This window comes from Sphingomonas sp. 67-41 (genome assembly GCF_001899725.1).
Classification (GTDB): domain Bacteria; phylum Pseudomonadota; class Alphaproteobacteria; order Sphingomonadales; family Sphingomonadaceae; genus Sphingomonas; species Sphingomonas leidyi.
Map to the genome: position 1 here is coordinate 1 of NZ_MKWJ01000025.1, position 26552 is coordinate 26552.

Genomic DNA, 26552 nt, shown 5'->3' on the forward strand with positions numbered 1-26552 from the left:
ACCGGCTATGGTGACGGCGCGGCGCTGGTGGTCAAGGAATGGCATCCCGACGGCGGCGTCGTCGCCAACAGCTATGACGTGTTCGGCGACCAGGTCGACAGCTGGGACGCCCTCAACCGCCATACGAGCATGGCCTATGACAAGCTCGGCCGGCTCACCCAGGTGACGCGCCCGGCGACGGCGGCGGGCACGCTGGTGCAATCCTATGCCTATGACCTGCTCGGCAACCGGATCGGTGCGTGGAACAACGCCGTCGGCTATGCCGGCCGCGAGCGCACCCAATATGACGCGCTTGGCCGGATCACGCTGCAGGTCGCGTTCGGCGGCGACACCACCACCACCAGCTATGGCTGGGACGGCGCCATGGCCACCTCGGGGCTGGGGACCTTCGGCGGTTGGGTGGCGACGACCAGCACCGACGCTGATCGGGCCTCGGCCAGCTACGGCATCCATGCGGCGGTCCAGCGTGTCGACATTTTCGGCCGGGTTGTCGCGCGCAGCGACAAGGGCGGCCAGGCCTATGGCTATCAATATGATCGCGCCGCCCGCATCGTCGCCGAGACGAGCACGCTCGACGGAGCGCCCGCGCGCAATCTCGTCTACAGCTATTACAATACCGGGCAGATCCGGCAGGTCCTCTCGGGCGACGTGCCCGTCGTCAACACCAGCTGGAATCGCAAGGTCGCGAGCTATGAATATGACCTGCTCGGCCAGCTGACCCGCGAGACCCTTGTCAGCGAGGTCGCGGAGTTCAAGGAGGAACGATATGTCTGGGTTCTGGCTCCAGGCCAGTCTCCCGACACGCCCGAGGGGGAAGGGCAGGGCTATTGGGATTTCATTCCCGCAAGCTACATCGTCCGAACCGGCACGTGGCAGGACGGCCGCGCCGAATATGACGCGGCGGGCCGGATCACCCGCTACCGCGACGTTTACGCGCCCGGGGTCGATGCCGTCGACAAGAGCTGGACCTATGATGCCGCCGGCAATGTCCGTTCGATCGCGACCAGCTACCTGCCGGTGCAGGCGAGCGGCCTTCTCGCGACCACGGCGACGAGCCAGACCTACTGGTATCGCTATGACAGCATGAACCGTGTGGTGACGACCAAGGGCGTGTTCGTTGGCGCGGCGGGTTCGGGAGCGATCCAGCGCGGAGGCGCCGGCACGGACGTCACCTATGACGCGGCGGGCCAGCGGGCGACCGCGCAGACGGGTTCGAACGCGCAGGAGGTCTATGCCTACGACGCCGCGGGGCAGCTTGGCTCGGTCGTGATCGGTGGGACGACGCGCGCGCAGACGTCCTACGATCTGTTGGGCCGGGTCTCGAGCTATGCCGAATATGACGGCTGGGGCGTCGGCGTGCACAGCCGCTACGACATCGTCTACGACCCGCGCGGGCTGGTATTGGCGGAGAAGAGCTCGACCAGGCAGGGGAGCGACACGCTCTACACCCACACGGTCAACTATTACAGCGCCACCGGCGTGGGATCCGCCGGCCCGGCGATCAGCTGGTCGGGCCAGGCCGGCAACGCGAGCGGCAGCCTGCTCTACTATAGCGAGACCAAGAACTGGAAGAATGGCGGCACGCCAATCTATGGCGGCCCGGGTAGCTATTCGCAGGCCGATCTCGATTATGCCGACAGCTATACCAGCCAGTCCTATGCATGGCGTGACGGCGCGCAGCAGACGCTGGTGCAGCTGACCAACCGCGACGGCACGAGCAGCTCGAGCTACAGCTATGACCGCGACGGGGCGCTGACCGGGGTCGCCATCAACGGCGGTTCGCGACCCCGCGCGATCCTGTATCGGACCGACCTGCAGGGCCAGGTGATCCTGCGCGGCGAGACCGACCTCATCTGGGGGAACAACGAGCCGCTTACGCGCACCTATATGTTCGGCGGGCGCCAGATGGGCGTGGTGAGCAACGACGGCACTGCCAATGTCGACTATGCCGCCGCGATCGCCGCGCGCACGGCAGCGCCCGGCAACGGCACGTTCCGGAACGGCGCGACCAACGCCACCATCTTCGCCGATTTCGACGCCAATTTCACGGCGCTGAACGGTGGCACGGTGGGCGGCGCCTCGAGCTATTCCGCGAGTGCGGGCGAGACCCTGCAGTCGATCGCCGCCCAGCTCTGGGGCGATTCCAACCTGTGGTACCGCCTCGCCGAGGCCAATCCCGGCTTCGGCGCGGGCGGCGCGGTGCCCGCCGGCACCACGCTCACCGTTCCCGGCGGCGTTGTCGGCAGCCATCACGACGCCACCACCTTCCGGCCCTACGACCCCGCCGAGGCCATCGGCAACACCTCCCCCAACACCCCGGCGCCGCCCAAGCGGAACAGCTGCGGCGCGCTCGGGGCGATATTGGTGGCGGTGGTGTCGATCGCGGTCAGCGTGGCGCTGCCGCAGCTGTCGCCCTTCTTCAAGTCGTTCGCCGGGCAGGTGCTCGGCGGCCTGCTCGCCAATGCCGCGGGCCAGGGCGTGGGGATCGCGACAGGCATCCAGGACCGGTTCGACTTCAAGGGGCTGGCGATGGCGGGGGTGACCTCGGCCATCACCGCGGGGCTGGGCGGCAAGGGCACGTTCAAGTCGGTCGGCGCCGATGACGTCGACATTTCGCAGAGCATCTTCGACAAGGTCGGGATCGGCACCGGCGTGCTGGGCTCGGCGGCGCGGGCGGTGATCGGCGGTGTACTCGGCGAGGGCATCGGCGTGGCGACCGGATTGAAGTCGCAGTTCGACTTCGCGGGCGTGGCGGCGGCTGGCGTGGGTGCGGCGGCGGGCGCGCCGTTCGGCGGCAAGGGGCTCGGTCGCGAAGTGCTCGGCATCGGCGCGGACGCGCTGGCCAGCGCCGCCAGCCGCTCCGTCCTCACCGGCACCAGCTTTGGCGACAACATCATCGCCACGCTGCCCGGCGTCATCGCGCGAACCCTCGGCAGGGTCGCCGAGGATGCGATACAGCGCGGCCAACTCGCACGTGCGAACGCTGGCGGGCTGAGCTCTGAGAACAAACTGCTGCTACTTAGCTTCAACCCATATGCCGATGGTGACAGTACTGCCACCAGCATGGAGGCGACGGGGCGCCACGCATGCTTTGTCGCCGGGACATTGGTGCATACCGAGCGTGGCCTGATTCCAATCGAGCAGATCAGACGGTTGGACCTTGTTCTGTCGAGGCAGGAAGACGGCCCCAACGCGCCCATCCGCCTGAGCAAGGTGATTGCGTTGCATCACGCGGATGGGCAGCGAACCCTGGAGGTGGCTTTCGCTTCGGGCGGCGCTGCCGAGCTCTCAATCATCACAACAACCGCCAAACACCCATTCTGGGTCTGCGGGCGTGGTTGGGTCGATGCGTCGCTGCTCGAGGCAGGTGAATTTCTGTCCCTCTCGGATGGACGGACGGCTCGGATTGCGTGGACAAGGGAGACGGGCAAGGCGACCTCGGTGTACAACATCACCGTCGACGAGGATCACACTTACTTCGTCGGCCGGGAAGGCATTTGGGTACATAACAAGCCTGCGTTCCAGGATCCTACGCCAAGGAGCGTCGCCGATATCGCCGGTAAGCACCGAGATCCGGTGGGGCCGGCCGATAACGATCAAATACACCGCGATCTGATTGCCGTTATCGAGGAGAGATATGGCGGCGATGAGAGGCTCATAAAAGAAGCGGATGATATCCATGACGGATGGAAGAGATATTTCGAGAGTAAGTCTGGAATATCTGTCATGTCGATATTGGATAGTGTCGTCAAAGGCATAAATTCTGTCGTAGATGTAAATGTAGAATACTATGGAAATCTGGGGAGTTATCTCGTTGGTTCGCAATCTCTGTACGGGCAGTATATTGGCCAGCCCTTTGCCAAATGGGCCGGGCCAACGGTAAATCCGATATTGAGCGACATTGAGGGCATGGCGGCGGACCCCCAAGTCGGTTTGCAGATGATGGTTACCGGCGCTCCTCCGGTCAAGTTGCTGGGGGCTGGATCCTATACCCTCGCCAAGGGCTACCAAGGCCTCAGCAAAATCTCGCAATTCCTCAGCCGGGCGAAGGTCGCAGACAGCGCAATAGATATTCTCCCGAAGGGGCAAAGCCTGATGCTACGCCCTGTCGAGATTGAATTTCCAGCATACGGACTGTCATCGCAAAAGCAGGCTTTATTTGCTGCCCATCTTAATGAGCAACAAATTGGCCTTAACTATCTCTCGTTGCAGAGAACGGATGACCTGCTGACCAATCTTACAAATTATCCAAATATTGCCAGTGAACTCAAAGCTGCCCGTGCGCTGGGGCGGTTCAACATAGAAGGATCGGGTGCAGGACTTGACGCGGCTCATCGTCTTGATGCAGTCGCTGGGGGATATCTACATGATTTTGCTGGCTTCCGCGATCCGGTTCAGCAGCGTATTGGGTCTCTGTGGCGAACCCGGGTTGACCAAATCGTTCCGGGCCGAGAACACGTGCTAGTACCCAAGTTCGAGAGATGACCAACATGAACCAATCGTTCATCCCCGCAGCTAAAAACGGTTTTTCCATAGCCGCATTCTCTGCCTTTGGTCACTTTGAAGGCGTTAGAGAGCAAGAGTATCAGAATCTTTCGGCGAAATGGACGAGCTTATGTCAAGAATTATTTTTGGAATTTGGTGGTGTTTTTGATTATACATGGTCGGGTAATCTCTCTCACATTCGGACGAAATTTACGTCTGATCAAGGCGTCGGGATTTGTACTATATTTGTCAACGATCGAACTGCTTCGTCGATATTGTTGATGAATGGCGAAAATGTTAGCGTAGAAAAAGATGTATCGAAGATATTTATCCGATCGCTTCACACGCCTTTATTGAACACGCCGGAAGGCCGAGCTGAAAATGGCTTTTCCGAAATCGAGTCTATTTCAGATCGTCCGCTGATGATTGTGGTGCCTTTCCCAAGCAACGAAATATCCACTCAGAACCATGAAATTGTTCGCGAGCTGGGCTGGCATATGGCGGCTGCATACCTACAAGAATAGCATTAGGGTCAGGACCCATTGATGTGAGAGGTGCGATCTGATTCAGGCTCCGCAAGGAGACTGACTGTGAGCAACCTGTACTGGCTGACGGACGAGCAAATGGCGCGGCTCGAGCCGTATTTTCCAAAGAGCCATGGCAGGCCGAGGGTTGACGATCGGCGCGTGCTGAGCGGGATCATCTTCGTCAATCGTAACGGGCTGCGCTGGCGGGATGCGCCGAAGGATTACGGCCCGCACAAGACGCTCTACAATCGTTGGAAGCGCTGGGGCGAGATGGGCGTCTTCACGCGCATGATGGAAGGGCTCTCGACCGGTGCTGAGCGCAAGACGGTGATGATCGACGCGACCTATTTGAAGGCGCACCGCACGGCATCGAGCCTGGCGGTAAAAAGGGGGATCTCGGCCGCCTGATCGGCCGCACCAAAGGCGGCATGAACACCAAGCTCCATGCCGTCACCGACGCCAACGGCCGCCCTTTGAGCTTCTTCATGACCGCCGGCCAGGTCAGCGACTATATCGGTGCAGCAGCCCTGCTGGACGAATTGCCAAAGGCTCAATGGCTGCTCGGCGACCGGGGCTATGATGCTGACTGGTTCAGGGATGCGCTGCAGGAGAAAGGCATAAGGCCCTGCATCCCGGGCCGGAAATCGCGCAACGAGCCCATCAAATACGACAAGCGCCGCTACAGACGCCGCAATCGCATTGAGAGCATGTTCGGCCGCCTCAAGGACTGGCGCCGCGTCGCTACCCGTTACGACCGCTGCCCCACCGCCTTCTTCTCCGCCATCGCGCTTGCCGCCACCATCATCTTCTGGCTATGACCAATGAGTCCTGACCCTAGGAGGCTTGCTGTCGGCATCGCGTCGATCGAACGAAACCGGACAATGAGTTAGTCGCTAGCAGCAGCTAAGCGCGCCTGATGCCCCATTGGTGCCCCGCCGAAAGGCGCAGCTCGCAACTCACATCTATGTCATGGAAAAATGGTGGACGCACTAGGGCTCGAACCTAGGACCCGCTGATTAAGAGTCAGCTGCTCTACCAACTGAGCTATGCGTCCATTCCGGGTTGTTTCGGCGCTCTTGGTGGGTGCGCCTCCGCAGTGGAGGGGCGCCTTTAGCGTCGCGCTTCGCGGCTTGTAAAGCCCCAATCACAAAAAAATCACCAGCGCTGCACGCGACGGCTCTGGCGGTCGATCGAGAGCAGGATTCCGAAGCAGATCATGAAGGTCATCACGGCCGTGCCGCCGAAGCTGATCAGCGGCAGCGGCACGCCCACCACCGGCGCCAGGCCCATCACCATCGCCATGTTGATCGCGCAGTAATAGAAGATGGTGGCGGAAAGGCCCGCCGCCGTCAGCCGCGCGAAGCGGCTCTGCGCGCGCATGCTCACGCCGATCCCCCAGCGGATCAGGATGCCGAAGCCGACGATCAGGAAGAAGCCGCCCATCAGGCCCCATTCCTCCATCATCGTCGCCAGCGCGAAGTCGGTATGCCCCTCGGGCAGATAGTCGAGATGGCTCTGGGTGCCTTGCAGGAAGCCCTTGCCGAACACGCCGCCCGATCCGATCGCCACCTTGGACTGGCTGATGTGATAGCCGGTGCCCAGCGGATCGCTCTCGGGATCGAGGAAGATCAGCACGCGGTTGCGCTGATAGTCGTGCAGGACGAAGTTCACCGCCAGCGGCGCCGCCACCGCCAGCGCCAGCGCGCCGCCGATGAACAGCCGCAGCGGGATGCCGGCCAGGAACATGATCGTCACGCCGCCCGCGGTGATCATCAGTGCCGTGCCGAGGTCGGGCTGGAGCATGACGAGGCCGGCCGGGATGCCGATCAGCACGCAGGCGGGCCAGATCGCCCCGAACTTCCGGATCTCGCCCGCCGGCAATATCTCGTAGAAACGGGCCATCGCCATCACGATCACCGGCTTCATCAGCTCGGAGGGCTGCAACCGGATGAAACCGAGGTCGAGCCATCGCTGGCTGCCGCCCGCCACCGCGCCGAGCAGTTCCACGCCGACCAGCATCACCACGATGACGATGTACATGGGGAAGGCGCCCAGCGCCCAGAAGCTTTCCGGCACGCGCGAGAGGCCGATGGCCATGGCGAGGAAGACGAAGAAGCGCAGGCCCTGGTTGAACGCCCAGGGCGTCATGCTTCCGCTCGCGGCCGAATAGAGCACGACCAGCCCGAACATGCCGATCGCCACCACCAGCCCGATGATTCGCCAGGGCAGCTGCGCCAGCGGCCCGGGAACGATGCCCGAGGGGCCGAGGCCCGAGGATTGGAGCGTGGCCATCAGTCTGCCTCCACGCTGCCGCGTTCGGCCGCGCTGCTGTCGATCGTGTTGCTGGTCGTGGCGTTGGCGGCTTCGGAAGCGACGGTGCTCGCCGCCTCGGCCGCGTCCTCGGGCGCTTCGGGCGGCGGCGCGCTCTGCGCCGCCTTGAAGGCCTTGGCCTGCTCGGCCATCCGGGTGCGATAGTCGCCGCCCCAGGTCGGTTCCTCGCGGTGCAGCGATTCCATCGCGCGCTTCCGGTCGAACAGGAAGGTCATGATGTCGCGGCCGATCATCGGCGTGTCGAGGTTGCGGATGGTGTGGCCGTTATGCTCGAGCACGATGCCGGCGGCATATTTCGGGTTCTCCGCCGGAGCGAAGCAGACGAGCAGCGCGTGGTCGCGCAGCTTGAAGGGCAGCGAGGCGTTCTTGAGCACGCCCGATGCACGTTCCGCCATGGTGATGCGGCGGACCTGCGCGGTGCCGGTCTTGCCGGCCAGCGTGATGCCGGGAACCTGGATCCGCGCTGCACCGCCGGTGCCGCCCGAATTGATCACGCCGAACATCGCGTCGCGGATGATCGCCAGCTGCTCGGGCGTGGAGGCGAGGGGCGGGGCATCCTGGTGCGGGGCGTCGGCGAGCAGCCGCGGGACGAGCTGGCGCCCGGAAGCGAGCCGGCTCGCCATCACCGCCAGCTGCAGCGGATTGGCCAGCACATAGCCCTGGCCGATCGAGGCGTTGAGCGAATCGGCGACGGTCCATTGCTGCTTGTAGCGCTTCAGCTTCCAGGCGCTGTCGGGCACGGTGCCGAAGCGCTGGGTGGAGAAGGGCAGGTCGAACTTCTGCCCCAGGCCGAGCGCGCGCGCCATCGGGGCCACCGCGTCATAGCCCACGCGGCGCACCATCTCGTAGAAATAGATGTCGCAGCTCTGCATGATGGCATGCTTGAGGTCGAGCGCGCCATGGCCCCCGCGCTTGTGGCAGTGGAACACGCCGTTGCCCACGCGCAGCGCGCCCGAGCACACCACCCGGGCATTGGGATCGACGCCGGCATGCATCAGCGCCAGCCCGTTCATCGGCTTCACCGTGGAGCCCGGCGGATAGAGGCCCTGCAGCACCTTGTTCATCAAGGGCACATGGTCGTCCTCGCTTAGCATCTTCCACTCGTTGCGGCTGATGCCGTCGGAGAAGCTGTTGGGGTCGTAGGCGGGCATCGAGACCATGGCGAGGATGTCGCCGTTGCTCACGTCGATCACCACCGCCGAGCCGGAATTGGTGCCCAGGCGCCGCGCGACATATTCCTGGAGCAGCGCGTCGATGGTGAGCTTCACCGTCTCGCCCGGCTGGTCGGGCCGGGTGGCGAGTTCCTTGACCAGGCGGCCATGCGCCGTCACCTCGACGCGCTTGGCACCCGGCGTGCCGCGCAGGCGATCCTCCAGCGTCTTCTCCAGCCCGTCCTTGCCCAGCTTGAAGCCGGGGGCGACGAGCAGCGGGTCCTTTTCCTTCTGATATTGCTCGGCCGAAGCGGTGCCGACATAGCCGACGAGATGCGCGACGCCGGCGGCCAGCGGATAGTTGCGCGAGAAGCCGCGGGTGGGCTGCACGCCGGGCATCTCCGGCACGCGCACGCTCACCGCGGCGAAGCGCTCCCAGTCGAGATTGTCGGAGACCTGCACCGGCTGGAAGCCCGCCGCCCGCTTCAGATCGGTGCGGATGCGCGACATTTCCTCTTCGGAGAGGCTCAGGATCTGCTGGAGCATGCCCAGCGTCTTCTCCTTGTCCTCCATCCGGTCGGGGATCATGTCGACGCGGAACGCAGTGCGATTGTTGGCGATCGGAATGCCGCTGCGGTCGACGATCCAGCCCCGCCGTGGCGGCGTGAGCGTCAGGCGGACGCGGTTGCTCTCGGCGGTCAGCCGGTAGCGCTCGTTCTCGAACACGGCCAGCCAGGTCATCCGCCCGGCCAGCACCAGCGCGGCCGCGCCCTGGATCCCGCCGAGCACCAGCGCGCGGCGGGAGAAACTGTAAGCCTGCGCTGCTTCGGTGATCCGGGCCATTATTGTCGCTTCTTATCCCGATCGAGCCACGCACAGAACCGGGCAACCACGGGGAACAGCGCCGCCGAGATGAGGATCTGGATGAGCAGCGCCGTATCGACATGGGCAGTGAAGGGAGCCGCCACCAGCCGCCCGCCGATCAGCACGAAGGCGATCGCGCCGCTTGCGATCAGCCAGTCCTGCCAGAAGTCTCGCCACACCAGCCGCGTATCGAGCACGTCCACCATCAGCACCGCGGCCGACCAGAGCAGCATCGCGCTGCCCAGGGGCTGGCCGCTCAGCATGTCGTCGAAAAAGCCCAGCGGGACGGGCATCCACACCTTCATCGAATCGCCGCGCATCAGCCGCCAGGCGAGCAGCATCATCAGCCCGAAGGGCGGCAGGAACGGCACCGTGGCCACCACCGGCAGCAAGGTCGTCATCGACCCCAGCACCACCGAGAGCGGCGCCAGCCAGATGCTGCGCGGCATCTTCTCGCTGCGGCCGAGGGGAATATAGTCGGTCACCGCTATTTCTTCCCGGCCTTTGGCTTTGCGCTGGGCGAGGGCTTGGGGGACGGTGTGGGCGTGGGGTCAGGCAGGAAGGTCGCCTGGACGAGCGCGAAATCGAGCGCGTCGGGATTGGCCGAAGGCTGGGCCACCGCGATGTCGCGCGAAGTGCGGATCACGCGCGCGACGGGGATGTTCGGCGAGAAGATGCCGCCGGTGCCCGACGTGACGAAGGTGTCGCCCGGCTGGAAGATCATCGTCGCCACGCTCGCCGAGCGGATGTCGAGCAGCCCGTCGCCGCGCCCGGTGGCGATCGCGGGCAGGCCGTCGCGGGTACGGCGCACGGGGACGATGCTCTCCGGATCGACGATCAGGAGCACGCGCGCGGTATTGGGACTGGTCTCCACCACCTGGCCGATCAGCCCGTCGGGCTGGCGCACCGGCTGGCCGGCCTTCACGCCCTGCCAGCCGCCCGCGTTGAGCGTGGCATAGCGCCGGGTGCTGCCCATCGAACTGGCCACCAGCCGCGCCACCACCACGGCATCGGTGGAGACGTCGTGCAGCTTGAGCATCTCGCGCAGGTGCCGGTTTTCCTGGTTGAGCGTGCGCGCGCGCTCGACGAGCAGTTCATTGTCGGCGATCTGCTTCTTGAGTCGCGCATTCTCGCCGCGCACATTCACATAGCTGGAGACGCCTTCGGGCACGCCGGCGACGCTGGTGCGCACCCAGGTGAAGGCGGAGGCGACGGGCGTGGTGATCTCCGAGAAGAAACCCCGCACCGCGCCGAAGGCCGGCGGATTGAATATCGAAAGCAGCAAGAGGCCCGCCGCGACCAGCATTCCGCCGACCAGCCCCACATAACCGAGGAAGAGCCCGTATTGCGCCCGCCGCGAAAACCCCGGGCGCCGGTTGCGTGGCGGCGCCATACCCCTTTGCTCCGATTAGACCGAGATGAGGACGCCGCGGAACACCGGATCTTCCAGCGCGCGCCCGGTGCCGAGCGCCACGCAGGTCAGCGGGTCCTCGGCGATCGTGACGGGCAGGCCGGTCTCGTCGCGCAGCACTTCGTCGATTCCCTGGAGCAGCGCGCCGCCGCCGGTGAGGACGATGCCCTGGTCGACGATGTCCGCGGCCAGTTCCGGCGCGGTGTTCTCGAGCGCGATGCGCACGCCCTCGACGATCGTGCCCACCGGTTCCGACAGCGCTTCCGCGATCTGGCCCTGGTTGATCTGGATTTCCTTGGGCACGCCGTTGACGAGGTCGCGGCCCTTGATGTGGATCGTCTGGCCGATGCCGTCCGCCGGCGGCTTGGCGACGCCGACTTCCTGCTTGATCCGCTCGGCCGTGGCTTCGCCGATCAGCAGGTTGTGGTTGCGGCGGACATAGCTGACGATCGACTCGTCCATCTTGTCGCCGCCGACGCGGACCGAGGTGGAATAGGCGAGACCGCGCAGCGAGAGCACCGCGACTTCGGTGGTGCCGCCGCCGATATCGACCACCATCGAGCCGATCGGCTCGGTCACCGGCATGTCGGCGCCGATCGCGGCCGCCATCGGCTCCTCGATCAGCCACACCTGCGAGGCGCCGGCGTTCGACGCGGCGTCGCGGATCGCGCGGCGCTCGACCGAGGTGGAGCCCGAGGGCACGCAGATCACGATCTGGGGCCAGCGCATGAAGCGCCGCTGGCCGTGCACCTTGCGGATGAAGTGCTTGATCATTTCCTCGGCGATGTCGATGTCGGCGATCACGCCGTCGCGCAGCGGGCGGATCGCCTCGATGCTGCCCGGGGTCTTGCCCATCATCAGCTTGGCGTCGTCGCCGACCGCCTTGACGCGCTTGACGCCGTTGAGCGTCTCGACCGCCACCACCGACGGTTCGTTGAGGACGACGCCGCGGCCGCGGAGGTACACCACCGTGTTCGCGGTGCCGAGGTCGATCGCCATGTCGTGGGACATGAAATTGAACAAGCGGGGAAATGCCATCTATGTTTCCGTCCTGCCGGGCGGGCGCCCGCCGCCGGCTAATCGCACAAAATATCTAGTCCGGGACCTTTCCGGGACGGACTGAAGAATCCGGCCTGGTTGCCATGCGGTTGGGGTCGCGGGATGCCGCCGCTTGGGCTAGAGCAACGACCATGTCAATACGCCGTCTGCCCGAACACCTTGTCAACCGAATTGCAGCGGGAGAAGTGGTCGAACGCCCTGCCAGCGCGCTGAAAGAACTGGTCGAAAACGCAATCGACGCCGGCGCCGCCCGGATTGCCGTCAAACTGGCCGGCGGCGGCACCGACCTGATCGAAGTCACCGACGATGGCTGCGGCATGTCGCCACCCGAAATGGCGCTCGCGCTGGAGCGCCACGCCACCTCCAAGCTGCCCGACGACGAGATCGACCAGGTCACCACCCTCGGCTTTCGCGGCGAGGCATTGCCTTCGATCGCCAGCGTGGCGCGGATGACGCTGGAAAGCCGGGTGCGCGGCGCCGAGGGCTGGAGCCGGGTGGTCGACAATGGCGTGCTCGTCTCCGAAGGCCCGGCCGCATTGCCGCCGGGCACCCGCGTGCGAGTCGAGGCGCTGTTCGGCCGGGTGCCGGCGCGCCGCAAGTTCCTCCGCTCGCCCCGCGCCGAATATGCCGCCAGCCTCGACGTGATGAAGCGCCTCGCCATGGCGCGGCCCGACATTGCCTTCTCGGTCGAGCATGACGGGCGCAAGGCGCTGCAGGTGCAGGGCGGCGAGACCGGGCCGGAGCGCGTCGCCGGGCTTACCGATCGCGCGCTCGCCGAGAACAGCGTTGCGGTGGATTTCGAGCGCGAGGGGATCACCCTTGGCGGCGTCGCCGGCCTGCCGACCTTCAATCGCGGCGTGGCCGATCACCAATATCTGTTCGTCAACGGCCGCCCGGTGAAGGACCGCCTGCTCATCGGCGCGCTCCGCGGCGCCTATGCCGAGATGCTGGCGCGCGACCGCCATCCGGTGGTCGCCCTGTTCCTCGACGTGCCGCCCGATCAGGTCGACGTGAACGTCCACCCGGCCAAGACCGAGGTCCGCTTCCGCGACCCGGCCCTGGTGCGCGGGATGATCGTCTCCGGCCTGCGCCGCGCGCTCGACGAGGCGGGCCATCGCAGCGCCCAGCGGCCGAGCGAGGCGGCCCTGGGGATGTGGACGAGCGAGGCCAGGGCTCCGGTGGCTCCTGCGCCGCGGCTCTGGGACGCCGAGCCCGGCTTCACGCCGGCGCCGCAATATGATCCGGCGCCGACCTATGGCTATGCGAGCGTCCAGGACCGTCGCCCGGGCTTCTCGGCCCCGCCGCCCCTCGCTCGCGCCGAGCCGGCGGTCGCGCCCGTCCCGCAAGGCATCCAGCATCCGCTCGGCGTGGCACGCGGCCAGGTCGCCAAGACCTATATCGTCGCCGAGGCCGAGGACGGCCTGGTCCTGGTCGACCAGCATGCCGCGCACGAGCGGCTCGTCCTGGAGCGGATGCGGCGCGCCATGTCCGAAGGCGGCGTGGCATCGCAGGGGCTGCTCGTCCCGGAAGTCGTGGAACTGGACGAGCCCGGCTGCGACCGGCTGGAGGCCCGCGCCGGCGAGCTTTCCGAGTTCGGCCTGGATCTCGAGCGCTTCGGCCCCCGGGCGATGCTGGTCCGCGCGGTGCCCGCCGCGCTCGGCAAGGGCGACGTCCACGCGCTGGTGACCGATCTCGCCGATGAGCTGGCCAGCTTCGACGAGGCGCTCAGCCTGAAGGAAAGGCTCGACCATGTCGCCGCGACCATGGCCTGCCACGGCTCGGTGCGGGCAGGGCGGGTGCTGTCGGTCGCCGAGATGAACGCGCTGCTCCGCGAGATGGAAGTCACGCCGCATTCCGGCCAGTGCAACCATGGCCGTCCGACCTGGGTGAAGCTGGCGCATGGCGATATCGAGAAGCTGTTCGGGCGGAAGTGACGCTCCGGGGCCGTTCCGGTTTTCCCCGTGAAGCTTGCGGGCCCCGGATCCGGGGCCCGCGCTCATGCAGACTAGGTCAAGGAGATAGTTGCTGATTTTACCGATCCGTCGGCGAGCTTGACGAGCGCGCAGAGCTGGCCGCTCGGCTCGTTCACGAAGAATGTCACCTGGCCCGGGGAGAGCGCATTGCCGCCCGGGCTTGCTGCCGGGCATTTGAGATAGCGCTGGCCGCTGGCGTCCAGGCGTTCGGCCAGGCCGGTTCCGATCTCGAAGCGCTGCATGTCCATGCCGCTTCCATTGCCGTTGTTGATCACCTGCCACGCGGCGCTCGACACGGATTGGCCGGCACCGCGCATGACCAGCACCGACTGGTTGTCGGTTGGCGAGCGGATCAATTCGAGATGCGGGCCGATGCCGTCATATTTGCGATGCTGAACCGGCGCGTTCACCTTGGCGGGAGGCGCCAGCGGTTTCGTGGCGCCCGGAACGCTCGGCGCGCCCGGGGCGATCACCGTGGTCCGGGCGCCATTGTCGCTGAATACGACAGCCGGCTCGCCGCTGGAAAGGTTCCAGGCTGGCGCGATCACGGTACAATCCTCGCAATTGGCATCGATGACGATGCCTTTCCCCTTGATCCTCATGGGCGCGATCTGCGCGCCGAATATGGTGACGTTCGCGGCGTTGCTGATCATCACTTCCGTGTCATTCGCAGCGCGCAATAGCCAGCCAGGGCCGATCAGGACCTCATTGGCATATTCGACGAGGATGCCGTATTTGGCGTGCTCGAGATTGCCTTCGCTCTCCAGTACCACGTGATTGATGCGGTCGCTCGCAAGACCCTTGATGTGGATCCCAGCGGAGCCGGGTCCGCCGCCGTCGCCTGCGGTGCCCCGCTCGAAGACGTTCAGGATATTGCGCAGCACGACATTGCCGCGTGGCGGTACCAGGCCGGTCTTTGTCTGCTCGATCAGGATGCCCCTGATCCGCAACGCCTCGGGCGCTGCGGCTTCCCCGCCATTGGTGATGCCGTCCACCACCGCATATACCTGATCGCGCAGGCGGAGGGCGACCGACTCATTGGTTGCAACTACATGCTCCCAGCGGAACCCGATGTTCGAGATGCTGACATGGTCGGCTTCGTCGAAGGCCAGGACGGCGCCCCCGCCGGGAATGGTGCCGGTGCCGTCATAATAGAGGAGCGTCTTGTTACGATTCTCGCCGAAGATCCTGCTGTTGCGCCGCCCGTTCAGCTGGCTGGTCACCCTGTAGAACTCCGCGGGCGAGGGGATGAAGCCGGCCTTCCCCTCGCAAGCGTCCAGAAAGGCTTGCAGTGCAGCGGTGTCGTCGGAGATGCCGTCCCCGACGGCACCGAAATCGCTTGCCGAAACGATATGGCTCATGTCGTTCTCCTTCGCGTTCCGCGCGCACCGCGGCGGTGCATCCGAATCGGAACATATGGAGAACTGTTCTTCGAAATCCTACATGTAAACCATGGTGGGCGCTCGGCGGAGGGAGCTAGCGCCGCACCCTCCCGAAATGCCAGGCGCAATAGCTCCCCAGCACCAGCCATCCCGCGATCACCGGCCAGATGCCGTAGGTCCGCAGCGAATAGCTGAGCAGCGCCGAGATCCCGATCAGCAGGTTCGCCGAGCCCCAGTAGAAGTTCATCAGCGGGGTCGAGAGCCCCACGCCGCGCGGGCGGGAGAAGGGTGTGGGGAAGGGCTCCCCGCGCAGGCCCGCAGCGAGGTGGGGGATCGCGTTGCAGAGCAGCGCCCCGGCGAGGAACAGCACCAGATAAGCCATCGAGGCACGATCCTTCACCGATAAGGGAGCGGCTGGCAATGCGCCTCAGCGCCTGGTCGTCGCCGGCATCCGAAAAACCTGGCCGCCGCGCGCCCTGGCCCAGTCCGGCACCACCGGCGAGCCGTCGGCGGTGCCGCTGAAATCGACCACGCAGATGCTGCCGAAGCGGCGATGCGCGCCGCAGCCGACGCCGGCGAAGCGGAAATCCGACTGGAACAGCAGCGCGCGATGCCCCCTGCCGCGCACGCCGTCATCGACGATCAGGCTGCGGACGACCGCACCCGCGTCGCCGCTGCCATACCAGATGCCTTCGCCGACATAGATGTCGCCGCCACGCTGCCGCACGCGTTCGCCGGGCGTGCGCCCGTCGCGTGAGGCATGGCCGCTGCCGCCGGTGGCGCCCTGCTCGTCGGCATGGTCCTGCGCCGCCAGCGCCAGCAGTTCGGCGCGGCCGAGCGGCGGCAGCGGTTCCTGGCGTTCGAGGAAGTCGATCGCCTCGTCGACTGCGGCGATCCCCTCATTGGTTATCACGCCGTTGCTGTCGCCGGGCAGGAACAGCACCCGGCCGTCGAAGAATTCGCGATATTCCCGCAGCATCTCGGCATATTCGCGTGGATTCTCGCGGGCGCGGTTGATCTCGGCGAGCACGTCGCGCTCGAGACGCGAGACATTGGCGGCACGTTCGCCGGCAGAGGCGGCGCCGCTGGCCAGCAACAGGGCGCACGCGCCGAGCGCGGCAGTCCAACGGCTCTTGGCAATCACGATCGGGCTCCCCCGGAGCCGGCCGGGCCCCGCGCCCGTCCGTTATGTCACGGATAGCGGCATCCGCTTAACCGCCTGAGAAGGCAAGCGGATATTCGGGAGTTAACCTTAGGGACGGCCATCGGGCCGCCGACCTAGATCGGCGACGCACATCACGCGATAGCCCTTGTGCGGCCCACAGGCGATGCCGGCATAGCGCATTTCGGCGGCGAACAATGTCCTGCGATGCCCGCGACCGGGCACCGCATCGTCGACGATCAGCTGGCGCACCACCTCGACGGCGCTGGGCGGGCCATAGGTGATCACTTCGGCCACATAGTCGCCGCCGACGCGGCGCTGCACGCGGGCGCGTGGATTGCCGCCATCGGCCGAGATATGCCCCGTGCGGCCGCTCGGTCCCTGTTCGCGGACATGGTCGCGCGCCGCGCGGGCGAGCAGCGCGGATGGTTCGATCGGCTCCAGCGGAGGCTGGCGCTCGAGGAAGCGGATCGCCTCGTCCACGGCGCGCGTGCCCTCGGCGGTGCGCAGTCCATCCGGATTGCCGGGATAGCGAACGATCCTGCCCCTGAAGAACTTGCGATAGTCGCGGAGCCGCTCGGCATAGTCGCGCGGCCGGGTGCGCGCGAAATTGATCTCGGTCAGCACCGCAGCCTCCAGGCCGGCCTGGGGCGGTATGGCGATCGCCAGGGCGAGGGGCAGGAAAGGTGGCATCGTGCCCCTATAGGCCAGATCCGGGTGAACGCGTTCCGAACAAAAGATTAACGCCCGCTGCAACCTTGCCCGGCGAGGCTCGTTCTATACGGTGAACAACAGGCAAGGTTCTGATCGATATGAACAAGGTTTTGCCCGTAGTGTTGGCGTTGATTCCGTTGGCTGCGATAATCGGAGCCTGTGTTTCTTGTCCGTGATGCAATAGTTTCATTCGAGAATGCGGATATATATTGAGGATCTGCCCGGAGGCCTTCTCGAATACTGATATTCCCTGACGGGTCGCACAGGAAAAGGGCCGCTCCGGAATGCCGGAGCGGCCCTTTCATTTTCCCGTTACGGGGGCGATCAGCCCTCGGCGGTCTCGCCTTCGTCGGCGGCCGGAGCCTCCTCGCGAACTTCGGCAGTCGCGCCCGGCTCGGCATTGGGATCATAATCCTCGACGAAGCCGGTGGTGTCGCGGCCTTCCTCGAACATCTGCGCCATCACGTCGACGCCCTGGGCCTGCATGTCGGCCTCTTCCGGCGAGCGGGCGACGTTGACCTTGACGGTCACCGACACCTCGGGGTGCAGCGCGACGCGCACCTCGTACACGCCGATCGCCTTGATCGGCTTGTCGAGGACGACCTGCGCCTTGGTAACCTTGTGGCCGTCGGCGACGAGCGCCTCGACCAGGTCGCGCACCGCGACCGAGCCGTAGAGCTGGCCGGTGTTCGAAGCCTGACGGATCAGGGTGACGGACACGTCGTTGAACGTGCCGGCTTCCTTCTCGGCGTCGGTGCGACGCGCGGCGTTATCGGCCTCGATGCGCGCACGGTTGGCTTCGAAGACCTTCCGGTTCGCGGCGTTCGAGCGGAGCGCCTTCTTGTTCGGCAGCAGGTAGTTGCGGGCGAACCCGTCCTTGACCTTCACCACGTCGCCGATGGCGCCGAGCTTGTCGACGCGCTCAAGCAGAATGACTTCCATGGGTCGAGCCTCCCTTACTTAACGATGTAGGGCAGCAGGCCCAGGTGACGGGCGCGCTTGATGGCCTGGGCCAGCTCGCGCTGCTTCTTGGCGCTCACCGAAGTGATACGCGACGGGACGATCTTGCCGCGCTCAGAGACGAAGCCCTGGAGCAGACGGACGTCCTTGTAATCGATCCGGGGAGCGTCCTTCGCGGAGAAGGGGCAGCTCTTGCGGCGGCGGAAAAACGGGCGTGCCATGGTCTATGTCTCCTTATTCGCCGCCGAAACCGGTGTTGCCGGCCTCGTCACGATCGCGACGGCCGCGGCCGCGCTCACGGTCGCCCTTGCGCATCATCACCGAGGGACCCTGCTCCAGCTCGTCGACCTTGACGGTCATGTAGCGGATCACGTCTTCGTTGATCTGCGTCTGGCGCTCCAGCTCGGCGACCACGCCGGCCGGCGCGTCGATCTCGAGCATCACGTAATGCGCCTTGCGGTTCTTCGCGATGCGATAGGCGAGCGAACGAAGACCCCAGGTCTCGGTCTTCACGACCTTGCCGTTATTGTCCTCGACGATCTTGGTGGCGGCTTCCGCCAGAGCGTCCACCTGCGCCTGTGCCAGATCCTGGCGCGCAAGGAACACGTGCTCGTAAAGAGCCATGCGTCTTTCTCACTGTTGGCCGATCGCTGACGCCACCCCGTGCGGCGCCCCTCCGGCTGTCGTTTCAAATCAATGGTTCGAAAGGGCAGGGAATCGCTTCCATGCCCGAACGAAGGGGCGCCCTTAGCGGAGGTGGGGCGGGAACGCAAGCAGGCGCGCAGATTGGTGCTTGCAATGTAGGATTTCAAATGTTCTCCATTTGTTCAATCCAGAATGGAGACAGTTGATGGTACTCGCTTCTAGCTATGGTTTTTCCTCGAGCGCATCGGCGTCCGCGAACAAGACGGCGCTGCAGAATGCGATCAATGCGGCATATCATGTCGAGCTCCCGGAAGACGCCAATGTCGTCGATTTCGAAGGCCCGATCACGCTGCGTCCCGGCACGCGGCTGACCGGCGCCGGCGTCACGGCCTCCCAGATCCGCTGCACGACCGATCTCGCGTTCGTCTACTACGCGCCGACCGGCCTGAACCTGATGGATGGCCCGGAGCTGACCAATTTCAGGCTCGCCTGTGCCGGTTCGGGCATTCAGCTCAACGACCCGAACGGGAACTTCTCCGAGGCCAGCGGCAGTGCTGGCCAGAGCTATATCATGCGCCCGCGTTTCCGGCGCCTGTCGCTCCTAGGCCCGAGCGTCTCGGCGACGGGTTCGTTCGGCATCAACCTGAACAAGTGCTTCTCCGCAGTGGTCGACCAGTGCACCATCGAGCGGTTCGAGCGCGGCTATTGGGGGCGCGGCAGCGACTTCGAGACGATTACCAACCGCACGCGAATCCTCGATTGCGACACGCTGATCCATACCGAGAAGGTCGACACGTTCGGCAGCGGCATGCTGATCGACGGCGCGGACTTGCTGGCTCCGATCCGGACCTTCATCAAGTCGAGCAATCGCCATCTAATGGTGCGCGACAGCTATCTCGAGAAACAGAACGGCTACACGCTGGTCGGGCCGGTGCTCGACATCGAGCACAATTACATTACCAGCTTCGAGCGCAACCGGCTCGAAGTCCCGTTTTCCGGCAAGTCTCCGGAGAACGAGACCATTCAGATGTGCCCCCAGTTTCTGAAGGTGAGCGGCGACGGAAGGGGGGCGCTCTTCGAGTTCGTCGGCAACACTTCGCTCAGCCTCGGCTGGGGCACCGTCGACTGGTATGGCGGCGCGGGCTCCTTCTACGTGCACGATGAATTCGTGCGGCAGAAGATCGTGGTGCGGGACAATCGCCAGTCGTTGCCGGTGCCCTTCGTCACCGAGGATTCGCCGCCGTTGCGGAGCGAGTATCGTGACCTCTGGGTGCTGTCGCCTTCGACGAACGGCCTCTCCGCCGGCAATTATGGCACGGGCTGCAAGGTGGTCGATGGCGCCTTCGTCATTCCGGCGCTGAGCAGCTATGGTTCGCTGCTGCTCTTCCGGGACGACGAGCGTCCGGTGAGCGGCCCGGTGGTCATCCGCGTCCTGGCCAAGGCCAGCGTCGCTGGGCAGCAGCTCTATGTGCAGCCGCAGAATTTCGGCGGCACCGCGTCCGCGAGCACGATCACGCTGACCAGCGACTATCAATGGCACGAGTTGCGGCCGGCTATCGGCACCCCGGCGGTGCCGATCTCGTTCACCGATCTCGCAATCTATCTGTGGAATGACGACACCACCCATGGTGGCGCCGCGCATGTGAAGCAGATCGTGGTCGAGCGCGCCTGACCCGGAGGGGAGGGTGCTCCGAAAGCGGCGCCCTCCTTTCCCCTAGTAACGGTCCCCATTGCCGGCGCCATTCCCCCGCGGCCGCGGCATCGGCCGGGTGTCGCTCGCCACGATCGGTGCCGGGCTGCGCGAGAGCCAGCCCCCGTCATCGTCGAGCCGCGGCTTGGGGAAGTCCGCCGGCGGGTGGATCGGGCCGCAGGGCTCCTCGTCCCATTGGAGGCAGCGCAGCCGGTCGTTGTAGATCACGCCGCGGATGTTGCCGGTGCTGCCGTCCTGCCGGGTGTAGCTGCTGTCGAGATACCATTCGCGGTTCTTGCGGGGCTTGCCCGAGCGCACCGGTTCGGAGACCCGCCCCATGTCGATGCCGCGGAAATGGCGCGAGAAGCTGTCGAGCTCGATCGCCGCGCGGAAACGGCTCTCGGGCGCGCCCGGGCCGTCGATCTTCTGGCTGAGCCAGTTGATCCGCCGGTCGCGCCGCGCCTCTTCCTCGCCCAGCTTGGTGATCCAGCCGGTGTCGCGCACGAACATGCCGACGGTGGAGAAGCTCACTTCCGATTGCTTGGGAATGCCGCGCACCGAGACGATCTGGCCCTGGAAGCCCTTGGAGCCGCAGGTCGTCGCCTGCCACATCGTGCCGTCCGCCTCGTAGAGTTCGCAGCCCATCGCGGTGCGCCGGCCGATGAGCGTGCCTTCGCGCAGCCCGTTCGGCCCCTCGAACCCGCCGACCGAATAATAGAAGCCGGTGACGTGCTCGCCGTCGAAGCTCAGCACCACCTTCACACCGCCGCCCACGATCTGCTGGTAGCAGCGCTGGTCCTGATAGGGGCAGGGGGTCTGTTCGCGGCGGCGCAGATCGGCGGTGACCGAGGTCTTGCCGGTGTAGTTGCCGAAATAGGCGACCTGGCCCTCGAAATCGGGCGCAAGGCCGCCATCGTCGCGGTCGGCCGCCAACGCCGCCAGCGGCACGAGCATGGCGGCGGCAAGGGCCGTAACGGCTGCCCTGAACATCCTGCATTCCTCCCAGTCGACGCGCGTTAACCATAACACTAACGCAGCCGAAACGAGGAGTCGGATTCTTTCGCGCAAACGTAAAACGGCAGGGCGGGGCCCTGCCGTTTCGCGTGCCCGTCAGGCGTTCCGCTTCAGCGGATCGCGCCCGCGAACACCGCCGCGACGATGCCGGAAGTGATGCCGACCAGCACCGCGTCATTGCCCGACCGGACATAGCGATAGCCGCGCGGCGGGGCCTTCAGGCCGCGATAGTGGCGATAGTCGATCTGGCGATAGTCGCGGGCATAGCGGCTGTCGAAACGTTCGCCCTTGCGCCAGTTGCGATATCCCGGCTTGGTGACGACGACCTTCTTCTTGACGACCACCTTCTGCTGCACCGGCGGGCGGCCGTGCTGCGGGGCGGCGGCGAGCACCGGGGTGGCGACCAGCGACGCGGCGACGGCGGCGAGAACGAACTTCTTCATGACTGCACTCCTCATTGTCGGCGACGCCGGATTGCGCCGGCGTCGAGGGCAATCTGGGTCGGCCGTGTCGCAGGTATTTCCCGTTCGATGCGCGAAATGGTCGCAATGTTTCGCAAGTCGGCCGGGTCCGTTCAGCTTCCGCGCTGCGCGCGCGGGGTTGCGTCGGGCAGGGCGCGGTTCTAACGCGCGGCCCCATTGCAGCGCCGCCGACAGGAGAGAGACATGCGCGCCTTCATCTTCCCCGGCCAGGGCAGCCAGGCCGTCGGCATGGGCAAGGCCCTTGCCGAAGCGAGCGCCGCCGCCCGCGAAGTCTTCCAGGAAGTCGACGAGGCGCTGGGCCAGAAGCTGTTCCAGCTGATGACCGAGGGCCCCGAGGATCAGCTGACCCTCACCGCCAATGCCCAGCCGGCGATCATGGCCAATGCCATCGCGGTGCTGCGCGTGCTGGAGAAGGAAGGCGGCATCCGCCTTGCCGACAAGGCCGATTTCGTCGCGGGCCACTCGCTTGGCGAATATACCGCGCTCTGCGCCGCCGGAGCGCTGGATCTCGCTACCACCGCGAAGCTGCTCCGGACCCGCGGCGATGCGATGCAGGCCGCGGTGCCCGTGGGCATCGGCGCGATGGCCGCGATCCTTGGTGCCGACCGCGAAAAGGCCCAGGCGATTGCGGACGCCGCGGCCGAGGGCCAGGTCTGCACCGTCGCCAACGACAATGATCCGGCGCAGGTGGTGATCTCGGGGCATCGCGAGGCGATCGAGCGCGCGCTTCCGATCGCCAAGGAGATGGGGGCCAAGCGCGCGCTGCTGCTGCCGGTCTCGGCGCCTTTCCACTGCCCGCTGATGCAGCCGGCCGCCGATGCGATGGCCGAGGCGCTGGCGGCGGTCTCGATCCGCGCGCCGCTGGTGCCGGTATATGCCAACGTCACGGCAGCGCCGGTCGCCGATCCCGACACGATCCGCGCGCTGCTCGTCGAGCAGGTGACCGGTATGGTCCGCTGGCGCGAATCGGTGCTGGCGATGTTCGCGGCGGGCGTGGGCGACTATGTCGAGTTCGGCGGCAAGGTGCTGGGCGGCATGGTCAAGCGCATCGCCCCCGACGCCGCGCCGGTGAGCGTGGTGACGATGGAGGACATCGAAGCGCTGGCGAAGACGCTGTAGGAATAGGAAGAAGAGATCGGTTCACGCGGAGACGCGGAGGCGCGGAGAACGGGCTTGAAGGATATCGAGCAGATCAGCGGCGACGTGGTCGATGTGGCGCTGCGGCTGCATCGGGAGCTCGGGCCGGGCCTGCTCGAAAGCGTCTACGAGGCCATCCTCGCCAGCAAGCTGATGACGATGGGGCATTCGGTGGCGCGCCAACGGCCGATCGACATTGAATTCGACAACCTTCGATTTGAAGCTGCTTTCCGTATCGATCTGCCCGTGGACGAGCGCTTGCTGGTCGAGATCAAGTCGGTCGAGCGGCTGACCGCAGCGCATGGGAAGCAGCTTCTCGCCTATTTGCGTCTGACCAAACAGCCCGTAGGGCTGTTGATCAACTTCGGGGTCGCGACGTTGAAGGAGGGGCTCAGGCGAATCGTGAACGACTATGCCCCCTCCGCGTCTCCGCGCCTCCGCGTGAACCAATAACTTCCTTCTTCTGGAGACCTCAATGTTCGACCTCACTGGCATGACCGCCCTCGTCACCGGCGCCTCGGGCGGTATCGGCTCGGCGATCGCCAGGGCGCTGGCCGCGCAAGGGGCCCGGCTCGCCGTGTCCGGCAGCAATGCCGACAAGCTCGAAGCCTTCCGCGCCAGCCTGGGCGGCGACCATGTCGCGCTCGCCTGCAATCTTTCGGACAAGGCGCAGGTCGATGCCCTCGTGCCGCAGGCGGTCGAGGCGCTCGGCCAGCTCGACATCCTCGTCAACAATGCCGGCGTCACGCGCGACAATCTGGCGATGCGGATGAAGGACGAGGAGTGGGAACAGGTCATCACCGTGAACCTCGAGGCCGCCTTCCGCCTGATCCGCGCCGCCGCCAAGCCGATGATGAAGGCCCGATTCGGCCGCGTCGTCTCGATCACCTCGGTCGTGGGCGCGACCGGGAATCCGGGCCAGGCAAACTATGCCGCGTCCAAGGCCGGCCTGGTCGGCATGTCCAAGGCGGTGGCCCAGGAGCTGGCCAGCCGCAACATCACGGTCAATTGCGTCGCCCCGGGCTTCATCCGTTCGGCGATGACCGACGTGCTGCCCGATGCGCAGAAGGAAGCGCTGCTCGGCCGCATTCCCGCGGGCAAGCTGGGCGAGGGCGAGGATATCGGCGCCGCCGTCGTCTACCTCGCCAGCAGGGAAGCGAGCTACGTCACCGGCCAGACCTTGCATGTGAACGGCGGTATGGCGATGCTGTGAGCCTGGCGGGGGCTGGAGTGTGATGTCTATGCGTCTTTTCGGAATCGCGGCCCTCATGGCTGCCGCCTTCGCAGTCCCGGCCCAGGCCGCCGATCTCGCGACGATCGATTGCGTGATCGGCAAGCTCAAGCCGGCCCTCACCGAGCAGATCGGCAAGGACGTCACGCGCAACATGGGAGAGGGCGCCACGGTGCGCCCCACCTATGATCCGGCGGTCGGCAGCGGCATCTCGATCGCGGCCAAGGAATGCGCGGACGCGCACAAATGGTCCGAGGCGGCGCTGTGGGCCGCGCGAGTCTACACGCTCGCCAGGCTTGGCCAGCCGATCGCCGAAAAGGCCGTCGTCGCCCAGGGATTCGATCCGAACGAGCTCGAGAACAAGTTCGACGCGCTGCCCGAGGACACGCGCGACCGTCCGCTCACCACCGAGGAAATGCAGCAGCTGGTGATCGCCTCGGTCACCGACGAAGCGAAGCAGACGCGCGCCAATGCGGCGCTGCTCAACAAATATTTCCTCTTCCTCAGCACCGTCCGCTATGCGGCCTGGCAGTTTTCGCAGGCCTGACCGCATCGGCACCGGCGCGCACCCTCTTGCAACGACATCATGTGCGATCTAGGTGCGTTCCAACGATATTGAGCCCCTAGCTACAAAGGAAAACAGGGACCATGGCCACTCAGGAAGAGATCACCACCCGCGTGACTGCGCTCGTCGTCGATCACCTCGGTGTCGATGCCGGCGACGTTTCGCCGACGGCGAGCTTCATTGATGACCTGGGCGCCGACAGCCTCGACATCGTCGAGCTGGTGATGGCGTTCGAAGAGGAATTCGGCGTCGAGATCCCCGACGACGCGGCTGAGAAGATCAGCACCGTCGGCGACGCGGTCTCCTACATCTCCGAGCATCAGGCGGGCTGATCGTCCCCGGACGATCGCGCCCTTATGGGCCGAGCTTGAGAATCCAGCGGCTCCCCGTCCCGGGCTCGAAGAGAGTTGGGCGGGGAGCCGTTTTGTTTTGACCATGAAATCAGGTATTTCGCCGATTTTCATGCGCGAATTTCGAGAAGTTTTGACGGAGAAAGCGGATGCGCCGTGTAGTTGTCACCGGCCTTGGCCTCGTCACCCCGCTGGGCGCGGATGTCGAGACTGCCTGGAAGAACATCATCGCCGCCAAATCCGGCGCTGGCACGATCACGCGCTTCGACGCGACCGATTTCCAGAGCAACTATGCCTGTGAAGTGAAGCCGGCGGGCCATGAATATGGCTTCGATCCGAGCCTGCGCGTCGATCACAAGGTGCAGCGCCAGGTCGATCCGTTCATCGTCTACGGCATCGATGCCGCCGGCCAGGCGATCGAGGATGCCGGCCTCACCGACATGGACGAGGCAACCCGTTTCCGCGCCGGCTGCTCGATCGGCTCGGGCATCGGCGGCCTGCCGGGCATCGAGAGCGAATCGCTCGTCCTGGCCGAGAAGGGCCCTAAGCGCGTCAGCCCGCACTTCGTCCATGGCCGCCTGATCAACCTGATCTCGGGCCAGGTCTCGATCAAATACGGCCTGATGGGCCCGAACCATGCGGTCGTCACCGCCTGCTCGACCGGGGCGCACTCGATCGGCGACGCCGCGCGCATGATCGCGATGGACGATGCCGACATCATGCTCGCCGGCGGTGCCGAGAGCACGATCTGTCCGATCGGCATCGCCGGCTTCGGCCAGGCGCGCGCGCTGTCGACCGGCTTCCGCGACGCGCCGTGGCGTGCCAGCCGCCCCTGGGACCAGGACCGCGACGGCTTCGTCATGGGCGAGGGCGCGGGCATCGTCGTGCTCGAGGAATATGAGCACGCCAAGGCGCGCGGCGCGAAGATCTATGCCGAAGTCGTCGGCTATGGCCTGTCGGGCGACGCCTATCACGTCACGGCGCCGCATCCCGAGGGCTCGGGCGCTTTCCGCTCGATGCAGATGGCGATGAAGAAGTCGGGCCTCGCGCTTTCCGACATCGACTATATCAACGCGCACGGCACTTCGACTCCGCTGGGCGACGAACTCGAGCTGGGGGCGGTTCGCCGCCTCTTCGGGGACGCGATCGGTGACCTGTCGATGAGCTCGACCAAGTCGGCGATCGGCCATCTGCTGGGCGGCGCGGGCGCGGTGGAGAGCATCTTCTGCATCCTGGCGCTGCGCGACCAGGTCGTGCCGCCGACGCTCAACCTCGACAATCCGAGCGAGAATTGCGCGGGCGTCGACCTTGTCCCGCACGTCGCCAAGCAGCGCAAGGTCCGCGCGGTGCTGAACAATTCGTTCGGTTTCGGCGGCACCAATGCCAGCCTGGTGATGAAGTCTGTCTGACGACGCGCCA

At 65.6% G+C, this 26552-nt stretch carries 25 protein-coding genes and 1 tRNA gene; 11 read left to right on the plus strand and 15 right to left on the minus strand.

From position 1 onward, the window contains the following. The first annotated feature begins 27 nt into the window (after positions 1-27). The 3 genes from BGP17_RS18225 (at position 28) to BGP17_RS18235 (ending at position 5830) form a co-directional block, all read left to right on the plus strand. Positions 28-4485, plus strand: coding sequence for a polymorphic toxin-type HINT domain-containing protein (locus tag BGP17_RS18225; protein ID WP_286713029.1), 4458 nt, complete (start codon positions 28-30; stop codon positions 4483-4485). Further along, positions 4482-5009 (plus strand): hypothetical protein, encoded by a 528-nt coding sequence (locus BGP17_RS18230; RefSeq protein ID WP_286713031.1) that lies wholly within the window; start codon positions 4482-4484, stop codon positions 5007-5009. The genes BGP17_RS18225 and BGP17_RS18230 overlap by 4 nt, the downstream gene beginning before the upstream one ends. A gap of 66 nt (positions 5010-5075) precedes the next feature. Next, a protein-coding gene (locus BGP17_RS18235; RefSeq protein WP_286713033.1) for an IS5 family transposase occupies positions 5076-5830 on the plus strand; the annotation gives its coding sequence in 2 pieces (ribosomal slippage) (positions 5076-5406 and positions 5406-5830; 756 coding nt in all). Positions 5831-5990: 160 nt separating this feature from the next. Here the strand turns inward: BGP17_RS18235 and BGP17_RS18240 are convergent. The 6 genes from BGP17_RS18240 to BGP17_RS18265 form a co-directional block, all read right to left on the minus strand. Next, a tRNA-Lys gene (locus BGP17_RS18240) sits at positions 5991-6066 on the minus strand. 101 nt (positions 6067-6167) lie between these two features. Beyond that, positions 6168-7304 carry a rod shape-determining protein RodA gene (gene rodA / locus BGP17_RS18245; RefSeq protein ID WP_167298692.1) on the minus strand — a complete coding sequence of 379 codons (1137 nt, stop codon included), beginning with the start codon at positions 7302-7304 and terminating at the stop codon, positions 6168-6170. Next, positions 7304-9337, minus strand: a complete 2034-nt coding sequence (gene mrdA, locus BGP17_RS18250; protein ID WP_167298693.1) for a penicillin-binding protein 2 — start codon at positions 9335-9337, stop codon at positions 7304-7306. Before mrdA ends, rodA begins: the two co-directional genes overlap by 1 nt. After that, the gene (gene mreD, locus BGP17_RS18255) at positions 9337-9843 is read right to left on the minus strand and encodes a rod shape-determining protein MreD (RefSeq protein ID WP_286713035.1); all 507 of its coding nucleotides are present in this window, start codon (positions 9841-9843) and stop codon (positions 9337-9339) included. Before mreD ends, mrdA begins: the two co-directional genes overlap by 1 nt. A gap of 2 nt (positions 9844-9845) precedes the next feature. Further along, on the minus strand, positions 9846-10751 hold the full coding sequence (locus tag BGP17_RS18260) for a rod shape-determining protein MreC (protein ID WP_167298694.1): 906 nt from the start codon (positions 10749-10751) through the stop codon (positions 9846-9848). A gap of 15 nt (positions 10752-10766) precedes the next feature. Next, on the minus strand, positions 10767-11807 hold the full coding sequence (locus BGP17_RS18265) for a rod shape-determining protein (protein ID WP_086129461.1): 1041 nt from the start codon (positions 11805-11807) through the stop codon (positions 10767-10769). A gap of 152 nt (positions 11808-11959) precedes the next feature. Between BGP17_RS18265 and mutL the strand changes: the two genes are divergently transcribed. Beyond that, the gene (gene mutL, locus BGP17_RS18270; protein ID WP_286713038.1) at positions 11960-13762 is read left to right on the plus strand and encodes a DNA mismatch repair endonuclease MutL; all 1803 of its coding nucleotides are present in this window, start codon (positions 11960-11962) and stop codon (positions 13760-13762) included. Positions 13763-13833: 71 nt separating this feature from the next. Here the strand turns inward: mutL and BGP17_RS18275 are convergent, their stop codons facing one another. The 7 genes from BGP17_RS18275 to rpsF all read right to left on the minus strand — a co-directional run bounded on the left by BGP17_RS18275 (position 13834) and on the right by rpsF (position 18643). After that, complete coding sequence (locus tag BGP17_RS18275) at positions 13834-15162, minus strand: glycosyl hydrolase family 28-related protein (RefSeq protein ID WP_286713040.1); 1329 nt, start codon at positions 15160-15162, stop codon at positions 13834-13836. A gap of 115 nt (positions 15163-15277) precedes the next feature. Next, positions 15278-15565, minus strand: a complete 288-nt coding sequence (locus tag BGP17_RS18280) for a hypothetical protein (RefSeq protein WP_167298696.1) — start codon at positions 15563-15565, stop codon at positions 15278-15280. A 45-nt stretch (positions 15566-15610) separates the two neighbouring features. Continuing rightward, positions 15611-16327 carry a CAP domain-containing protein gene (locus BGP17_RS18285; protein ID WP_286713044.1) on the minus strand — a complete coding sequence of 239 codons (717 nt, stop codon included), beginning with the start codon at positions 16325-16327 and terminating at the stop codon, positions 15611-15613. 108 nt (positions 16328-16435) lie between these two features. Then, entirely contained in the window at positions 16436-17038 is a 603-nt protein-coding gene (locus BGP17_RS18290; RefSeq protein WP_286713046.1) for a CAP domain-containing protein, read from the minus strand. 345 nt (positions 17039-17383) lie between these two features. After that, on the minus strand, positions 17384-18001 hold the full coding sequence (gene rplI / locus BGP17_RS18295) for a 50S ribosomal protein L9 (RefSeq protein ID WP_167298699.1): 618 nt from the start codon (positions 17999-18001) through the stop codon (positions 17384-17386). A 14-nt stretch (positions 18002-18015) separates the two neighbouring features. After that, a complete protein-coding gene (rpsR, locus tag BGP17_RS18300; RefSeq protein WP_010543816.1) occupies positions 18016-18240 on the minus strand; it encodes a 30S ribosomal protein S18 in 225 nt (74 codons plus the stop codon). Positions 18241-18253: 13 nt separating this feature from the next. Next, the gene (gene rpsF, locus BGP17_RS18305; protein ID WP_086129467.1) at positions 18254-18643 is read right to left on the minus strand and encodes a 30S ribosomal protein S6; all 390 of its coding nucleotides are present in this window, start codon (positions 18641-18643) and stop codon (positions 18254-18256) included. A gap of 226 nt (positions 18644-18869) precedes the next feature. Between rpsF and BGP17_RS18310 the strand changes: the two genes are divergently transcribed. After that, positions 18870-20336, plus strand: a complete 1467-nt coding sequence (locus tag BGP17_RS18310; protein WP_167298700.1) for a hypothetical protein — start codon at positions 18870-18872, stop codon at positions 20334-20336. Positions 20337-20378: 42 nt separating this feature from the next. On the opposite strand, the gene BGP17_RS18315 is transcribed toward BGP17_RS18310, so the two are convergent. Together BGP17_RS18315 and BGP17_RS18320 are read right to left on the minus strand one after the other, a co-directional pair. Next, complete coding sequence (locus BGP17_RS18315; RefSeq protein WP_167298701.1) at positions 20379-21344, minus strand: hypothetical protein; 966 nt, start codon at positions 21342-21344, stop codon at positions 20379-20381. A 134-nt stretch (positions 21345-21478) separates the two neighbouring features. Beyond that, positions 21479-21811 carry an RcnB family protein gene (locus BGP17_RS18320; RefSeq protein ID WP_167298702.1) on the minus strand — a complete coding sequence of 111 codons (333 nt, stop codon included), beginning with the start codon at positions 21809-21811 and terminating at the stop codon, positions 21479-21481. Between the two features lie 222 nt (positions 21812-22033). Between BGP17_RS18320 and fabD the strand changes: the two genes are divergently transcribed. The 6 genes from fabD (at position 22034) to fabF (ending at position 26542) form a co-directional block, all read left to right on the plus strand. Beyond that, entirely contained in the window at positions 22034-22969 is a 936-nt protein-coding gene (gene fabD, locus BGP17_RS18325) for an ACP S-malonyltransferase (protein WP_167298703.1), read from the plus strand. Between the two features lie 54 nt (positions 22970-23023). Next, entirely contained in the window at positions 23024-23440 is a 417-nt protein-coding gene (locus tag BGP17_RS18330; protein ID WP_286713048.1) for a GxxExxY protein, read from the plus strand. Positions 23441-23462: 22 nt separating this feature from the next. Beyond that, positions 23463-24200 (plus strand): 3-oxoacyl-[acyl-carrier-protein] reductase, encoded by a 738-nt coding sequence (gene fabG, locus BGP17_RS18335; RefSeq protein WP_286713050.1) that lies wholly within the window; start codon positions 23463-23465, stop codon positions 24198-24200. Positions 24201-24255: 55 nt separating this feature from the next. After that, a complete protein-coding gene (locus BGP17_RS18340; protein ID WP_286713052.1) occupies positions 24256-24765 on the plus strand; it encodes a hypothetical protein in 510 nt (169 codons plus the stop codon). 101 nt (positions 24766-24866) lie between these two features. Next, positions 24867-25115, plus strand: a complete 249-nt coding sequence (locus BGP17_RS18345; RefSeq protein WP_086129474.1) for an acyl carrier protein — start codon at positions 24867-24869, stop codon at positions 25113-25115. A 167-nt stretch (positions 25116-25282) separates the two neighbouring features. Then, entirely contained in the window at positions 25283-26542 is a 1260-nt protein-coding gene (gene fabF, locus BGP17_RS18350) for a beta-ketoacyl-ACP synthase II (protein ID WP_167298707.1), read from the plus strand. Positions 26543-26552: the final 10 nt, after the last annotated feature.

Bases quoted from the DNA above. Each gene is read 5' to 3' on its own strand.
- fabG (WP_286713050.1), top strand. From the start codon at position 23,463: ATGTTCGACCTCACTGGCATGACCGCCCTCGTCACCGGCGCCTCGGGC.
- BGP17_RS18260 (WP_167298694.1), bottom strand. From the start codon at position 10,751: ATGGCGCCGCCACGCAACCGGCGCCCGGGGTTTTCGCGGCGGGCGCAA.
- BGP17_RS18275 (WP_286713040.1), bottom strand. From the start codon at position 15,162: ATGAGCCATATCGTTTCGGCAAGCGATTTCGGTGCCGTCGGGGACGGC.
- rplI (WP_167298699.1), bottom strand. From the start codon at position 18,001: ATGGAAGTCATTCTGCTTGAGCGCGTCGACAAGCTCGGCGCCATCGGC.
- BGP17_RS18315 (WP_167298701.1), bottom strand. From the start codon at position 21,344: ATGTTCAGGGCAGCCGTTACGGCCCTTGCCGCCGCCATGCTCGTGCCG.
- BGP17_RS18310 (WP_167298700.1), top strand. From the start codon at position 18,870: ATGGTACTCGCTTCTAGCTATGGTTTTTCCTCGAGCGCATCGGCGTCC.
- mutL (WP_286713038.1), top strand. From the start codon at position 11,960: ATGTCAATACGCCGTCTGCCCGAACACCTTGTCAACCGAATTGCAGCG.
- fabD (WP_167298703.1), top strand. From the start codon at position 22,034: ATGCGCGCCTTCATCTTCCCCGGCCAGGGCAGCCAGGCCGTCGGCATG.
- BGP17_RS18320 (WP_167298702.1), bottom strand. From the start codon at position 21,811: ATGAAGAAGTTCGTTCTCGCCGCCGTCGCCGCGTCGCTGGTCGCCACC.
- mrdA (WP_167298693.1), bottom strand. From the start codon at position 9,337: ATGGCCCGGATCACCGAAGCAGCGCAGGCTTACAGTTTCTCCCGCCGC.
- rpsR (WP_010543816.1), bottom strand. From the start codon at position 18,240: ATGGCACGCCCGTTTTTCCGCCGCCGCAAGAGCTGCCCCTTCTCCGCG.
- BGP17_RS18230 (WP_286713031.1), top strand. From the start codon at position 4,482: ATGACCAACATGAACCAATCGTTCATCCCCGCAGCTAAAAACGGTTTT.
- BGP17_RS18345 (WP_086129474.1), top strand. From the start codon at position 24,867: ATGGCCACTCAGGAAGAGATCACCACCCGCGTGACTGCGCTCGTCGTC.
- rpsF (WP_086129467.1), bottom strand. From the start codon at position 18,643: ATGGCTCTTTACGAGCACGTGTTCCTTGCGCGCCAGGATCTGGCACAG.
- BGP17_RS18280 (WP_167298696.1), bottom strand. From the start codon at position 15,565: ATGGCTTATCTGGTGCTGTTCCTCGCCGGGGCGCTGCTCTGCAACGCG.
- BGP17_RS18290 (WP_286713046.1), bottom strand. From the start codon at position 17,038: ATGCCACCTTTCCTGCCCCTCGCCCTGGCGATCGCCATACCGCCCCAG.
- BGP17_RS18340 (WP_286713052.1), top strand. From the start codon at position 24,256: ATGGCTGCCGCCTTCGCAGTCCCGGCCCAGGCCGCCGATCTCGCGACG.
- fabF (WP_167298707.1), top strand. From the start codon at position 25,283: ATGCGCCGTGTAGTTGTCACCGGCCTTGGCCTCGTCACCCCGCTGGGC.
- BGP17_RS18265 (WP_086129461.1), bottom strand. From the start codon at position 11,807: ATGGCATTTCCCCGCTTGTTCAATTTCATGTCCCACGACATGGCGATC.
- rodA (WP_167298692.1), bottom strand. From the start codon at position 7,304: ATGGCCACGCTCCAATCCTCGGGCCTCGGCCCCTCGGGCATCGTTCCC.